Source organism: Enterococcus florum, from assembly GCF_004309355.1.
Lineage (GTDB): Bacteria > Bacillota > Bacilli > Lactobacillales > Enterococcaceae > Enterococcus_A > Enterococcus_A florum.
The window spans coordinates 149,559-162,478 of the sequence record NZ_BJCC01000001.1 but is presented as its reverse complement, the minus strand read 5'-3'; the positions used below and the strand labels follow the sequence as shown (position 1 = coordinate 162,478).

Here is a 12,920-nt window from a genome sequence, read left to right as displayed (position 1 = left end):
CATGGTAACAGTAGTCATCGCAGATCGTTTAGGAAAAGGACAAAACGTGGCAAAAGGTGTTGAAGCAGCAGGCGGACGGGCAGTCGTTGTTCCAGGAATGGGAGCAGATATGCGTCTGGGAGATGTTATGCAGCAGGAAAATGCAGATTTAGGGATCTCATTTTGCGGAAGCGGCGGAGCAGGAGCGCTAACTGCAGCGACAAAATATGGGTATAAAGAGCGTCATGGCATGCGCTCTGTTGAAGAGGGCGTTACAGCAATCGAAGATGGAAACACAGTATTAGGCTTTGGATTCATGGACGTTGAAGAATTAGGGAAACGACTAACAGAAGCATATATCAAGAAATACGGCGCGTAATGAAAGGGGAAGTACAGGTGGACACAACAACAAAAATACAGCAAAGCCTGATCGTTGAGGGTAAAGGAGAAAGCAAGACAGCCGCATTTTCAGATGCCTTGAATAAAATACAGAAGCAAGTATTAAAAGGATCACAAGATGTTATCTTGCGTATCGAGCCTAAAGAAGTCACTGTACTTTCTGCTGAAGAACAACAGTATACAGAGCGATTTTTGTTCTTCTTTATGCCAAGGAAACGGGTAGACTATGCCGTAAAGTTGAAAGTTGAGGTGGAGCTGTCGACGATTCAAATGAATAACGTTGTATTTAAGCAGATGGATCAATCAGCTCCAGATTCGATTTCATTTCCGTTTCTATCAAAAAAAATGTAAAAGGGTGAGTAAAACGTGGATTTTGTAATTATTTTATTGAAATCATTGGTCATCGGCGGACTGCTGGGCTTTTCAGCCGGAGCTGGAGCAGCTCGAATGTTTCATGCGCCGAGCACACAAGGATTAGGGGCTTTCCGAACACTTGGTGAAATGAATGCGTGTGAAGGGGATCCAGCATCCCATTTCTCTTTCGGGTTGGGCTTCTTCTTTAATGCATGGGCATCAGCAGTAGGAGCAGGGGCATTCACACAGGATGTGACGCACCGTGTTGTACCGAACTGGGCCACAGCTGCATTGCTTCTAAAAAATAAAAATGTTGCACAAACAATGCATGATCCTAAAAAGATGGGCTTCTCTGGTGCGGTGATAGGAATGGCGTTAGTAGCCTTCTTGAACACGACTGCGGCTGCAATCCCTGAAGCGTTGCAAGTTACAGCAGTCGCGGTATTGGTACCTGCAGCAACAACGCTGATCAACATCGTGATGCCAGTTCTCTTTTGGTTAGCTGCTATAGATGCAGGAAAACGTTCTGGCTTTTGGGGAACTCTTTTTGGAGCAATTGCACAAATGATCATGGGCAATGCAGTCCCTGGTGTAGTATTAGGGATTTTAGTCGGTAAGGGTGTAGACGATCAAGGCTGGACAAAGATTACTAAGATCATTTTAACTGCCGCTATCTTATTGTTTGTTTTCAGCGGATTCTTCCGTGGATTCGATTTGCAATTGCTGGAAAGCTTCAAACTGGATGCTCCAGCTTGGTTGAACAATCTGCATGAAGTATTCACAGTGAAATAATAGTGATTTTAAATGAGTAGAAAGATTTGATTTAGGAGGAGCAATTCATGGAAATTACAGATTTGACTGAAGAGCAAAAGAAAAAGAGTTTCTGGTTTGCTGATTGGTCATTCCCGATTTTAGTGGGATTAATGGCGTCGGCAGTATTTACAGGAACACACATGTATGTTCAATATGGGGTAGGTGCCTTTAATGAAGTATCGATCGTTGCAATGCTGAAAGCTGGTCTAGACGGAGGTTCGTATGGAGCCGCTGCAGCTTTCGGAGCAAGCTTTCTATTTGCACGTATCTTAGAAGGTTCTCTTGTAGGGATTCTAGATCTAGGCGGATCGATCTTGACTGGACTAGGAATTGGTATCCCAGCAATTTTTCTTTCAATGGGAATTACTGCACCGATCGAAAGCTTCCCTTTGGCATTAGTCACAGGTGCGATCCTTGGTGTGCTGGTCGGCGGAATCATCATTTTGATTCGTAAATTCACTATCAATCAATCGAACTCGACTTTTGGTGCGGATATTATGATGGGAGCTGGGAATCAATCAGGGCGCTTCCTGGGGCCGTTGATTATTTTGAGTGCGGCAGGAGCATCTATTCCTATCGGTATTGGCTCAACGATTGGTGCAATTGTCTTTTATAAGTGGAAAAAACCAATTGCCGGTGGCGCAATCCTCGGTGCAATGATCTTAGGTGCCTTATTCCCTGTAACCTTGGAACAGTAGAAAGGACGAAATGATGTCTAAAATTGTACTGAAACACGGAAGACTAATTAATGGAGACCCCATCGAACTGGTTATCTCTGAAGGGAAAATTTTAGAGGTAGCAGAATCGATTGAAGCAGGAGATCTGAAAGTATTGGATTTAGCTGGAAATTATGTGTCTGCCGGTTGGATCGACAGTCATGTTCACTGCTACCAGGAAATGGAGCTGTATTACGATTATCCAGATGAAATCGGGGTTGAAAAGGGTGTAACAACGGTTATCGATGCTGGAACAACGGGCGCAGAAAATGTTCGGCATTTTTACGAATTGGCACAGCAGGCAAAAACCAACGTTTATGCGCTGTTGAATATTTCTAAATTCGGCATCGTTGAGCAGGATGAACTGGCAGATCTCACAAAAGTACAGGCAGAGTTAGTGAAACAAGCGATCACAGACTTGCCGGAGTTTATCGTAGGAATTAAGGCTCGCATGAGTAAGACGGTCATTGGAGAGAATGGAATCACACCTCTGAAATTGGCTAAAGAAATTCAAAACGAAATTCTAGGGCTGCCGCTGATGGTGCATATTGGATCTGCACCACCGGAATTAACTGATATTTTAGAGGTTATGAGCGAAGGGGATATTTTGACGCACTGCTTCAATGGCAAGGTCAATGGTATTTTGAATCGAGAAACCGATCAGATAAAAGATTTCGCCTGGAAGGCTCATAAGGAAGGAATTCTATTCGATATCGGTCATGGTACAGATAGTTTCAATTTTGATGTCGCTGAAGCGGCTTTCAAAGAGGGAATGAAGGCAAATACCATCAGTACAGACATCTATATTCGCAATCGAAAAAATGGTCCAGTTTACGATCTGGCTACAACTTTAGAGAAGCTTCATGTCGTGGGCTACTCGTGGGAAGAAATTATCGATAAAATCACTGTTGCGGCTGCCGCTCAATTTCATTTTACTCAAAAAGGGCGTTTGGAAGTTGGCTGTGATGCCGATCTAACGGTGTTCAAAATTGTTGAGGAAGAAAAGGTGTTAGTTGACTCCAATGGAAATACCCGTCAAACTAGGGAAAGGATCATACCCGTACAGACGGTCATTGGAGGAGAAATATATGACAATCAATTATAAAAAATTCGACTTGAAGCATGTAATCAATGCTTCAGGTCGAATGACCATTTTAGGCGTATCGAAGGTTTCGGAAAATGTTTTGGCTGCGCAGCGTTTTGGTGGGGAACACTTTTTTGAGATGAGTGATTTGGCTATGAAAACAGGGGCTTATCTAGCAAAGCTCTTAAAGGTAGAGGATGTTCAAATTGTCTCATCTGCATCTGCTGGTATTGCTCAATCTGTGGCAGGAATTATTGGTCGTGGAGATATCTATCATACCTATCATCCTTACACCGCTCGAATTGAAAAAAGAGAGATTATTTTACCAAAGGGGCATAACGTTGACTACGGGACAGCTGTTGAAGTTATGGTCGAACAGGGTGGTGGTCAGGTCGTTGAAGCAGGATATGCTAACATGTGTTCACCTGAGCACATTGAAATGATGATTACTGAAAAAACGGCTGCGGTTCTATATATCAAAAGTCATCATACTGTTCAAAAAAGCATGCTGTCAGTAGCTGAAGCTGCGGAGATTGCGAAAAAACATCAGCTCCCGCTGATTGTTGATGCTGCGGCGGAAGAGGACTTATCAAAATATATTGAACAAGGCGCAGACATAGTGATTTATTCTGGTGCTAAGGCCATAGAGGGGCCTAGTGCTGGGATGGTTATTGGAAAGAAAAAGTATATTGAGTGGGTACGTTTGCAAAGCAAGGGATTAGGTCGCTCAATGAAAATTGGCAAAGATAATATTTTAGGCTTCACTCAGGCAGTTGAGGATTACCTGACATTTGGCAGTGAATCTGGAAAGTCCATGCAGGAACGTTTGGCTCCTTTTATTGAAGCCATCAATGAGATTTGTGGCTTGCAAGGAAATATCGTTCAGGATGGAGCGGGCCGGGACATCTACCGTGCCAGTGTCAAGGTTACGGAAGGAAAATCAGCCAAACAAGTAATCGAAGAATTAAAAGCAGGTGATCCAGCTGTGTATACTCGAGAATATCAGTCGAATAACGGCATCATTGAGTTTGATGTCCGTTCAGTAAATCAGCGGGAAATGGCTGCTATTACAGCACGTCTGAAAGAAATCATGAAAGAGGAGTAAAAAATGTCATTAATACCAAATTATTTATCAGATCGAATTTGCTTAAATGTTTTAGCCAATTCAGTCGAGAATGCGAAAGAATGTTATGAAGCAGCGGAAGGACATGTTGTATTAGGTGTGCTTTCGAAAAACTATGACAGCGATGAAGCAGCCACTGAAGACATGAAAAAGTACCAAACTGCTACAAATAACGCTTTATCGGTTGGTTTAGGAGCGGGTGATCCCAATCAAAGTGCCATGGTCTCTCGTTTGTCGGCCGTATTACAACCTCAACACGTGAATCAGGTTTTTACAGGGGCTGGTACATCAAGAGCGGTACTTGGACAAAATGATACCGTAGTTAATGCACTAGTGTCTCCAACTGGCAAGGTAGGCTTTGTCAATATTGCTACTGGTCCATTAAGTTCAAAAGAGACACCTGCAGAGGTTCCAATCGATACAGCGATTGCTTTATTAAAGGACATGGGAGCTAGTTCTGTCAAATATTTCCCGATGAAGGGTCTAGCACATATTGAAGAGTATAAAGCAGTAGCAGAAGCTTGTGCGAGACAAGACTTTTACTTAGAGCCAACAGGCGGGATCGATCTGGATAATTTTGAGGAAATCGTGCAAATTGCTGTAGATGCTGGAGTGAAAAAAATCATTCCACATGTATACAGCTCGATCATTGATTCAAAAACAGGGGATACTAAGCCAAAAGATGTAAGTCTATTATTAGAAATGATGAGAAATACACTGAAATAGTATAGTCATTACCTGTCGTCTATGTGAAGGCGGCAGGTTTTATAGTTCGAACAAAATCGTAGTTTGGCATTGTGTGGTCACACCCCTTGAGAATGCAGAAAATGATTCTGGTATGAAGCGGAGACATTAAAATTCTTTAAAAGGACGATTCATTTTTAAGAATTCGTCGAAAAATCTTCAAGAGGGGAAGGTAATATAAAAGTACATCCTAGATCACTTCCCCCTGAATAGGATACCATTTCAATCTGAAACTTCCGCAAAAAGACTGCGGATCCTTTTTGTGGAAGCTCTCAGGTTCAAAATTAATACACAAACCCTATTGACATTGCTTACAGATTTTTGGTATCTTAGAAAAAATATAAAACACGATGAAAAAGAAAGTATGATCGATCACGGTTCTAACAGAGAGTCTCGGCAGCTGAAAAGAGATGGAATTCGTTCGTTCAGAAAATGGCTTTTGAGTGGATCTTCTGATAAGTAAGAAGGTACGGCTAGCCCCGTTAGCTGGCAACAGTGTCCGAATGGAGACTGTTCGAGACAGCACGCAACAAATAGCTGTAAAAAATAAGGTGGTACCGCAAATGTTTGCCCTTAGATATCTTTTTAGGTGTCTAAGGCTTTTTTGCGTCTTTAAATAAAAAAGGAGTGTGAAAGAATGGAAAAAATACCATTTCGATTTGATCAGGTGGGTAGTTTATTGCGGCCAATCGCTTTAAAAGAGGCACGTGAAAAATGTAAGCTGGGAGAACTTTCCAAGGAAGAATTAACAGCTGTCGAAGATGCAGAAATCATAAACGTAATTGAAAAACAAAAGTCAGTCGGATTGCAGGCAGTTACGGATGGGGAGTTTCGTCGCCGCTGGTGGCATCTTGATTTTATTGCTGGATTGAATGGGATCACCGTTTACGATTTTACAACGACGGCATTTGGAATCACTACTGAAGCACAAGGGACTTATGTGAGCGGGAAATTGTCATTCAATGAAAATCATCCATTCTTAAAGCATTTTACATTCACTAAGAAACACGCCGGTGAGACAGTAGCAAAACAGACGATTCCTGGACCGAATATGATTTTTTTGGACTCGTTGATCTTGTCCAAGCAGTACAAAGAAAATCCAATTTACTCTTCTATTGAAACATTCAAAGAAGACTTGGTGCGCACGTATCAAGCGGCTATTCAAGCATTTTATGATGTAGGTTGCCGATACCTGCAATTAGATGATACCAGTTGGGGTGGACTGTTTGACGAACGGTTTCGTGAAATGATCTCCCAGAATGGATTTGATCCTGATGAGTTGATCCAAGCATTCGGCGATATCACAGAGCAGGCACTTTCCCAAAAGCCGGCAGATATAGCGATCACGTTTCACTTTTGCAAAGGGAATTTTCAATCTCATTGGCTGTATAACGGGTCGTATGATAAAATAGCAAAACGCTTATTATCGATTGCTGCATTTGATGGATTCTTTTTAGAGTTTGATGATGAACGTTCCGGCAGCTTCGAACCGATAAAGAATCTCGGTCAGCAACGTTTAGTTCTTGGATTGGTTACAACAAAAACTCCTAATTTAGAAGACAAAGAGATTCTCAAAAAAAGAATCCAAGAAGCATCAAAATACGTGCCTTTGGATCAATTGTGCCTTAGTCCTCAATGCGGTTTTTCTTCAACGCATGAAGGCAACCACGTTACTGAAGAGGATCAATGGGCTAAGTTGAAATTAGTGATCGATACAGCTAAAGAAATTTGGACAGACGTATAAAAAAACAGGCATCAAAACGATGAGTCACGTTTTGATGCCTTGTTTTTTTATATCGGAGCAAAGCTCCATGCATGGACACTTTGAGCCAGAAGCGGCTCTAATGCATAACGCGTTTTGAAATGCTCCTTTTCAGGAGAGTCGTTGGGATCGTAAACGATAATCTGATCACTTGTCAGGTCCTTTTTGATGACCATAATGTGTCCGATAGTCGTAAATTCACCCGGTTTAACAGAAAGAATTATCGGCTGGTTTTGATTTAGGCGATCCTGGATTTGAGAAGCATCAAGACCAAGATCTTGACAGGACAACTGGTAACGATCTGCAAAATCTGGGAAAATCGACCAAGCCGTTCCGCTGCCCTCAACATAGTAACGATCTTGGGACCATTCTAAAATCTCAGTAGGCAATACAGTCCGCTTTTGGTAGTATGAGAGAACCATCGCTAATGAAGTGATAGCACATCCATTAGTAGCCAGATCGTTTGTTTCTGATCCGCTGCCATAGGGCGTCTGGCCCCAAGCAGGATCAGTTTGTAAAAGCAACGTCATATCTTGTCCAGAGGTACTTAAATAGTGGTTTGCTTCGTTTGCAAATGAGGAAGGAATGGCAATTGTTTTTGGAGCTAGAAATCTCAACGAAAAAATTCCCAGTCCGGCAACTACCAGAAAAATTCCCAGTAAGGTTGACAGGCTGCTTTTCTTTTTCATAGTTATTCACACCTCCGTAAACCTATTAAAACTGAAAACGGAGAACTTGTCATCCAACTTAAGTCGTACTAGTGATTTCTTCCAACTCTAAACTCAATTCTTCCCATTGAGTCAACTGTTCTTCTTGTACTTGCCTTTTGGCTTCTAGTTCGGCAGATAATTCCGTCAACTTTACATGGTCGTTCAATAGTTCTGGCTGCGTCATCGACTCTTCTAACTGTGCAATAGTCGTTTCTAAAATCGTTAAATTCTCTTCGAGGGTCTCTATTTTTCGGCGAAGGCTGCGAATCATCTTTTGTTGTTCTTTGTCTTGATAGAATTTATTTCTAGGCGCAGGGTCAACCACAGTTGTTTCTTCAGCTAATAATGCAGCAATTTCTTCTTCTTCTTTTTTCTTTTCAAGATAATAATCGTAGTCACCTAAATACAACCTGCTGCCTTCAGGAGACAGCTCGACCACCTTATTTGCCAACCGGTTGATAAAGTACCGGTCGTGTGAGACAAATAGCAAGGTTCCTTCAAAATCGATCAAGGCATTCTCCAAAACCTCTTTGTTGTCAATATCTAAATGATTGGTGGGTTCATCTAAAATTAGAAAATTCTCTTTATTCATAGATAGCTTCGCTAATGCGACCCGCGCTTTTTCGCCTCCGCTAAGCAAGGGAATCGTTTTTTCTACATCCTCTCCACTAAATAAAAACCCGCCTAATACAGATCGAATTTCTTTTTCCGGAACTGTCGGATGTTCGTCCCATAACTCAGCCAAAATCGTCTTGTTTCCATGAAGATCTGCCTGAGTTTGATCATAATAACCAATAGAAACATTGGTTCCGAAATGTGGTTTTCCTCTTAAAAAAGGAATTTGGTCGATCAACGACTTAAGCAGAGTCGATTTTCCAACCCCATTTGGACCGACTAAAGCAATGGCATCTGTACGGCGAATATCTAGATTGATTGGTTCTGCCAATGGTTTCTCATAGCCAATTGCCCCATCTTCTAGCTGGAGAACAACATTTCCAGAAGCTTTTTCGATATCGAACATAAAATGTGCTGACTTTTCTTTGCCGTCGGGTCGGTCTAAACGATCCATCTTTTCTAAGGTCTTGCGGCGACTTTGTGCTCGTTTTGTTGTGGATGCTCGAACAAGATTGCGGGCGACAAAATCTTCTAGTTTTTCAATTTCTGCCTGTTGTTTCTCATAGGCTTTCCAATCACTTGCAATTTGTGCCGCTTTAACGTCCAAATAGCGCGAATAATTACCGGTGTAGTGGGTCATTTTTTGTCTAGAGATTTCATAGATCTCTGTGACGACCTGATCGAGAAAATATCGGTCATGGGAAACGATCAACAGGGCACCGGAGTATGCTTGCAAATAATCTTCTAACCAAGCAAGTGTTTCAATGTCCAAATGGTTTGTCGGCTCATCCAAAATCAAAATATCGGGCTTGACCAGCAACATTCGCGCCAGTGCAAGACGAGTTTTTTGTCCGCCTGACAAAGTGTCGATGGGTTTCTCATAAAAGGAGTCATCGAATTTGAATCCATGCAGAACACTGCGAATCTCATTTTCATAGCCATAGCCATTTTGATCATTGAAATCATGTTGCAGCTGGTCATATTCCTTTAGTAACGCTTCGTAGCGTTCATCAGATTCTGCCCCTGTACTGATAGTAAGCTCAACTTCACGCATACGGGCTTCCATTTTTCTCAAGTGTTCGAAAGCCTTTAACATCTCATTCCATACGGTCTCATTCGAAACAAGACCAGTATCCTGAGCTAGGTAGCCTAATGATGTTTGCTTGTTCTTAATGATTTGGCCTGCATCAGGGCTTTCAACACCAGCAATGATTTTTAACAAGGTAGACTTTCCAGCCCCATTTCGACCGACTAACCCGATTCTTCCGCGACTAGAAACCTCAAGCTGAATATTCTCAAAAAGTGTTTCAGCACCAAAATAGCGTGCCACTTGATTTACTTGTAGTAATAGCATAATTTTTCCTCATTCATCGTTTTCAATGGTACTAGTCTACCATATTTCTTTTTAAGACGGCAGAATTGTGTGCGGTTTCTAGTAAATTCGTGATTATTTCACAATTATTTGAGCAGAGACGTTGCAATTGTCTATCTATTCTTGATATTATAGGATTTGAAATTGACTAACAAGAATTTTGTAAAGGGGAGATATTGTGAAAGAAAACGCAATTCCAAAAGCGACTGTAAAACGATTGCCCTTGTATTATCGTTATCTCCGTATTTTGAATAACGCAGGTAAAACAAAGGTTTCTTCTACAGAACTAAGTGAAGCGATTCAAGTCGACAGCGCAACGATTCGCCGCGACTTTTCTTATTTTGGTGAGTTAGGCAAGCGGGGATATGGGTATGATGTTGAGGACTTGATGAATTTTTTCGGGAAGATCCTTAACGATGATCAGCTGACTAATGTGGCACTCGTCGGGGTGGGGAACCTAGGCAGCGCTTTATTAAAGTTCAAGTTTCATCAAAGCAACAGCATTCGTGTCAGTTGTGCATTTGATGTCAAGGAAGACATTGTTGGCCGAATCGTTGATGGTATTCCAGTTTATCCGATGGACAATTTAGTGGAGCAAATCAAACTCCAGCAAATTGAGATCGCTATTTTAACATTGCCTGCACAACAAGCTCAACCAGTGGTTGATCAATTGACCGATGCTGGTATTAAGGGGATCTTGAATTTTACAGCAGCACGTTTGAACGCGCCTAGTAATGTAATCATCCAAAGTGTTGATTTAACCAATGAATTACAAACACTGATTTATTTTCTACATCATAATGATGACGATAAAAAGTAAGTTTTCGAACTTGCTTTTTTTATTGTCTAAAATCATTCATTCGCCCGCAGAGTTGTGTCAAAATAACGTCGAATAGTCTGACAGGTCAGGTTGGTCAGGTAACTGCATGATCCGTTTTTCAATTTCTTGGTAGTCAAGGAATCGTGCCTGGCGCAGGATCTCTTGTCCAGAATAGTAAATGAGAACGGCTGGAACAGTCAATACTTCGAAATAGCCTGACAACTCAGGTTCATCTAAAATATCCAAGTGATAGTACGGCAAGGCGTATTTTTCTGCTATCCCTCGAACTCGAGGTTCGTCGACATGACAAATACGTCAATACTTAGAAGAAATAAAAATGATTAAACGGGCTTCTGTTTTGAGAACTGCTTGAACTTGATTTAAAGAATCCATAGTGTTGCTCCTTACTAACAAAGAAAAATGGTGAGGATTTATTTGAAACAAATCGTAATCAGGTATATAATATTTTATACGATGCGGGTGTAGTTTAGTGGTAAAACAGAAGCTTCCCAAGCTTCCGTCGCGAGTTCGATTCTCGTCACCCGCTTTAAAAAGCTAGAACCTAAAAAGGTTTCTAGCTTTTTTGCTTGCGATCGATGAAAAGGGTAATGATTTTTAAGAATAGACTTACTGCACTTAACATGGCCGCGAGTTTCAACAGCTGTTCTGATCGCTCCGAATGTTTTTGCATCAAGATCACCCTCCTGTCCTTGGTAACTTGATTATAGCCCATCGAACATCAAATAAAAAATGAAATGATTATTCGATGTTTAGTCATACGATTGGATGTTTTTGGTTTCTAAATAAAAATAACAATTTCAATTCATAAAAATTATAAAATTATTGTTAAAATTAAAAAGTACTTTATAAATGGCCCTTTGATTGCTATTATAATTTGTGAAAAGCATTATTTATTTATTTTGGAAGAGGGAATCAGATGAAAAGCAACATTGGTTTGTTTATTTTAGTCATCCTATCAGGATTGGTTTTGTTTGCAGGATGTTCAACAAGGAATGCTAAAAAAGATCAGAAGGACATCGACTGGCAATATATTACGCCTAAAAAAATGAAACAGGTGATCGAAGAAGAGTCATCTGGCAGTTATCAAATTATGGATATTCAACCTGAAGCAGAGTATCAACGGGGACATTTGCCCAATTCAATTAGTGTAGCTGCTTATCCTGTAGACACTAAAGAGCTGGAACAAAAAGTGGTGGATCAGATAGATGTATTTGAGAATGGGACAGAGCCTATTTATGTTGTTTGCCCTGGCGGAGGAAGCGGCGCACAGCGTGCAATCTTTGTAATGGTCCATGAAGGAATTGACGAATCACGTTTTTATATTGTTGAAGATGGCGCTAAGAAATGGCCCTACAAGAGCGATGAGTTATTGTGGGTAACAAACGAATAATACGATTTGAGCAGAAGGTGCCGAGACATTTTTTGCTTTTTTAAATAAGGATACGGGAAGGACTTTTTTGGTGCTTCATTTTAGTATATGATGTCAAAGGAGCCTGCGACAGGCTTGCAAACAGATTAGAGGAGTGACCATTATCGCACGCAAGAAGAAACAAACCACTACTAAGATTTTATCCAGTGTCGTATTGTTGTTGGCAGCATTGTATGGGCTTTATACGCAAACGCTGGAGCCAGATAATTCACTTAAAACGATCGAGGTCCAGCAATTAGCCGAGATTCCAGAATACGATGGCGAACATCAGGTGATACAACTCAATCATGGTCGTCCTGATTTTTCGGAGGAAGACCTGAAAATGCCTTTAGGAACGCATTTTTCTGACTTGGATTCTTTCAATCGAGTAGGACCAGCGAATGCCATGTTGAACAAAAGTCTTTTTCCAAGAGAGGAACGAGAGCGTTTATATGTTAAGCCAACAGGCTGGCAACAAAAATTTTATCAAGATCGCCCATTGTACAATCGAGCGCATTTGATTGCTTTTCGCCTGACCGGTGAAAACAACAACTGGAAAAATTTGATGACAGCCACCAGCAGCTTGAATTCGCCGGGTATGACGGTTTATGAAGAGCAAGTAGCTGAGTATCTGAAAGAAACGGGTAATCATATTCGATATCGAATAACGCCTTATTTCAAAGGAGAAGAGCTGGTAGCCAGAGGAGTACAAATGGAGGCACAAAGCATAGAGGATAAGGAAGTTTCTTTTAATGTGTTTATTTACAATATTCAACAAGGTGTTTCGATCGATTATACAACTGGACGTTCTAAAGCAGAATAAACGTCATTCATATAATAGGATATGAAGACTTATTGAGCTATTGACCAGCGACAGCTAAAGGATATGTTTAATCAAAAAACCGACATTCGCAGTCGTCATATAATTAAAAAAGGCAACCCTCACGAAAAAAATGAGGGTCGCCTTTTTGTTTCAATCATCAACTTTATTGATTTGTTA

The 12,920-nt window shown here is 41.0% G+C and carries 14 protein-coding genes, 1 tRNA gene and 1 other annotated feature; of the genes, 12 read left to right on the top strand and 3 right to left on the bottom strand.

Features of this window, described 5'->3' with window-relative positions; genetic code table 11:
• Window position 1: 1 nt before the first annotated feature.
• The 8 genes from NRIC_RS00840 to NRIC_RS00805 all read left to right on the top strand — a co-directional run bounded on the left by NRIC_RS00840 (window position 2) and on the right by NRIC_RS00805 (window position 6,956).
• A complete protein-coding gene (locus NRIC_RS00840) occupies window positions 2-358 on the top strand; it encodes a glycine-rich SFCGS family protein (protein WP_146620796.1) in 357 nt (118 codons plus the stop codon).
• 17 nt (window positions 359-375) lie between these two features.
• Entirely contained in the window at window positions 376-729 is a 354-nt protein-coding gene (locus NRIC_RS00835) for a DUF4312 family protein (protein WP_146620795.1), read from the top strand.
• Window positions 730-744: 15 nt separating this feature from the next.
• A complete protein-coding gene (locus NRIC_RS00830; protein ID WP_146620794.1) occupies window positions 745-1,524 on the top strand; it encodes a DUF4311 domain-containing protein in 780 nt (259 codons plus the stop codon).
• A gap of 47 nt (window positions 1,525-1,571) precedes the next feature.
• Entirely contained in the window at window positions 1,572-2,243 is a 672-nt protein-coding gene (locus NRIC_RS00825; protein ID WP_146620793.1) for a DUF4310 family protein, read from the top strand.
• A gap of 13 nt (window positions 2,244-2,256) precedes the next feature.
• A complete protein-coding gene (locus NRIC_RS00820) occupies window positions 2,257-3,366 on the top strand; it encodes an amidohydrolase/deacetylase family metallohydrolase (RefSeq protein WP_146620792.1) in 1,110 nt (369 codons plus the stop codon).
• Complete coding sequence (locus tag NRIC_RS00815) at window positions 3,350-4,450, top strand: DgaE family pyridoxal phosphate-dependent ammonia lyase (protein ID WP_146620791.1); 1,101 nt, start codon at window positions 3,350-3,352, stop codon at window positions 4,448-4,450. The genes NRIC_RS00820 and NRIC_RS00815 overlap by 17 nt, the downstream gene beginning before the upstream one ends.
• 3 nt (window positions 4,451-4,453) lie before the next feature.
• The gene (gene dagF, locus NRIC_RS00810) at window positions 4,454-5,194 is read left to right on the top strand and encodes a 2-dehydro-3-deoxy-phosphogluconate aldolase (RefSeq protein ID WP_146620790.1); all 741 of its coding nucleotides are present in this window, start codon (window positions 4,454-4,456) and stop codon (window positions 5,192-5,194) included.
• A 359-nt stretch (window positions 5,195-5,553) separates the two neighbouring features.
• Window positions 5,554-5,790, top strand: a binding site (T-box leader).
• Window positions 5,791-5,849: 59 nt separating this feature from the next.
• The gene (locus NRIC_RS00805; protein WP_146620789.1) at window positions 5,850-6,956 is read left to right on the top strand and encodes a 5-methyltetrahydropteroyltriglutamate--homocysteine S-methyltransferase; all 1,107 of its coding nucleotides are present in this window, start codon (window positions 5,850-5,852) and stop codon (window positions 6,954-6,956) included.
• A gap of 47 nt (window positions 6,957-7,003) precedes the next feature.
• Here NRIC_RS00805 and NRIC_RS00800 read toward each other — a convergent pair whose 3' ends face one another.
• On the bottom strand, window positions 7,004-7,663 hold the full coding sequence (locus NRIC_RS00800) for a C39 family peptidase (protein WP_146620788.1): 660 nt from the start codon (window positions 7,661-7,663) through the stop codon (window positions 7,004-7,006).
• A gap of 58 nt (window positions 7,664-7,721) precedes the next feature.
• A complete protein-coding gene (locus NRIC_RS00795; protein ID WP_146620787.1) occupies window positions 7,722-9,653 on the bottom strand; it encodes an ABC-F family ATP-binding cassette domain-containing protein in 1,932 nt (643 codons plus the stop codon).
• Between the two features lie 196 nt (window positions 9,654-9,849).
• Between NRIC_RS00795 and NRIC_RS00790 the strand changes: the two genes are divergently transcribed.
• The gene (locus NRIC_RS00790; RefSeq protein ID WP_146620786.1) at window positions 9,850-10,491 is read left to right on the top strand and encodes a redox-sensing transcriptional repressor Rex; all 642 of its coding nucleotides are present in this window, start codon (window positions 9,850-9,852) and stop codon (window positions 10,489-10,491) included.
• A 57-nt stretch (window positions 10,492-10,548) separates the two neighbouring features.
• Here the strand turns inward: NRIC_RS00790 and NRIC_RS19430 are convergent, their stop codons facing one another.
• Entirely contained in the window at window positions 10,549-10,752 is a 204-nt protein-coding gene (locus tag NRIC_RS19430; RefSeq protein ID WP_227873696.1) for a thioredoxin family protein, read from the bottom strand.
• Window positions 10,753-10,967: 215 nt separating this feature from the next.
• Here NRIC_RS19430 and NRIC_RS00780 point away from each other — a divergent pair.
• The 3 genes from NRIC_RS00780 to NRIC_RS00770 all read left to right on the top strand — a co-directional run bounded on the left by NRIC_RS00780 (window position 10,968) and on the right by NRIC_RS00770 (window position 12,743).
• Window positions 10,968-11,038 (top strand) — tRNA-Gly (locus tag NRIC_RS00780).
• Window positions 11,039-11,428: 390 nt separating this feature from the next.
• Complete coding sequence (locus NRIC_RS00775; RefSeq protein ID WP_146620785.1) at window positions 11,429-11,902, top strand: rhodanese-like domain-containing protein; 474 nt, start codon at window positions 11,429-11,431, stop codon at window positions 11,900-11,902.
• 142 nt (window positions 11,903-12,044) lie between these two features.
• On the top strand, window positions 12,045-12,743 hold the full coding sequence (locus NRIC_RS00770; protein ID WP_373862065.1) for a DNA/RNA non-specific endonuclease: 699 nt from the start codon (window positions 12,045-12,047) through the stop codon (window positions 12,741-12,743).
• Window positions 12,744-12,920: the final 177 nt, after the last annotated feature.

Excerpts from the sequence above, each read along its gene's own strand:
- NRIC_RS00840 (WP_146620796.1), top strand. The coding sequence starts at position 2 with ATGGTAACAGTAGTCATCGCAGATCGTTTAGGAAAAGGACAAAACGTG.
- NRIC_RS00825 (WP_146620793.1), top strand. The coding sequence starts at position 1,572 with ATGGAAATTACAGATTTGACTGAAGAGCAAAAGAAAAAGAGTTTCTGG.
- NRIC_RS00820 (WP_146620792.1), top strand. The coding sequence starts at position 2,257 with ATGTCTAAAATTGTACTGAAACACGGAAGACTAATTAATGGAGACCCC.
- NRIC_RS00815 (WP_146620791.1), top strand. The coding sequence starts at position 3,350 with ATGACAATCAATTATAAAAAATTCGACTTGAAGCATGTAATCAATGCT.
- dagF (WP_146620790.1), top strand. The coding sequence starts at position 4,454 with ATGTCATTAATACCAAATTATTTATCAGATCGAATTTGCTTAAATGTT.
- NRIC_RS00805 (WP_146620789.1), top strand. The coding sequence starts at position 5,850 with ATGGAAAAAATACCATTTCGATTTGATCAGGTGGGTAGTTTATTGCGG.
- NRIC_RS00800 (WP_146620788.1), bottom strand. The coding sequence starts at position 7,663 with ATGAAAAAGAAAAGCAGCCTGTCAACCTTACTGGGAATTTTTCTGGTA.
- NRIC_RS00795 (WP_146620787.1), bottom strand. The coding sequence starts at position 9,653 with ATGCTATTACTACAAGTAAATCAAGTGGCACGCTATTTTGGTGCTGAA.
- NRIC_RS00775 (WP_146620785.1), top strand. The coding sequence starts at position 11,429 with ATGAAAAGCAACATTGGTTTGTTTATTTTAGTCATCCTATCAGGATTG.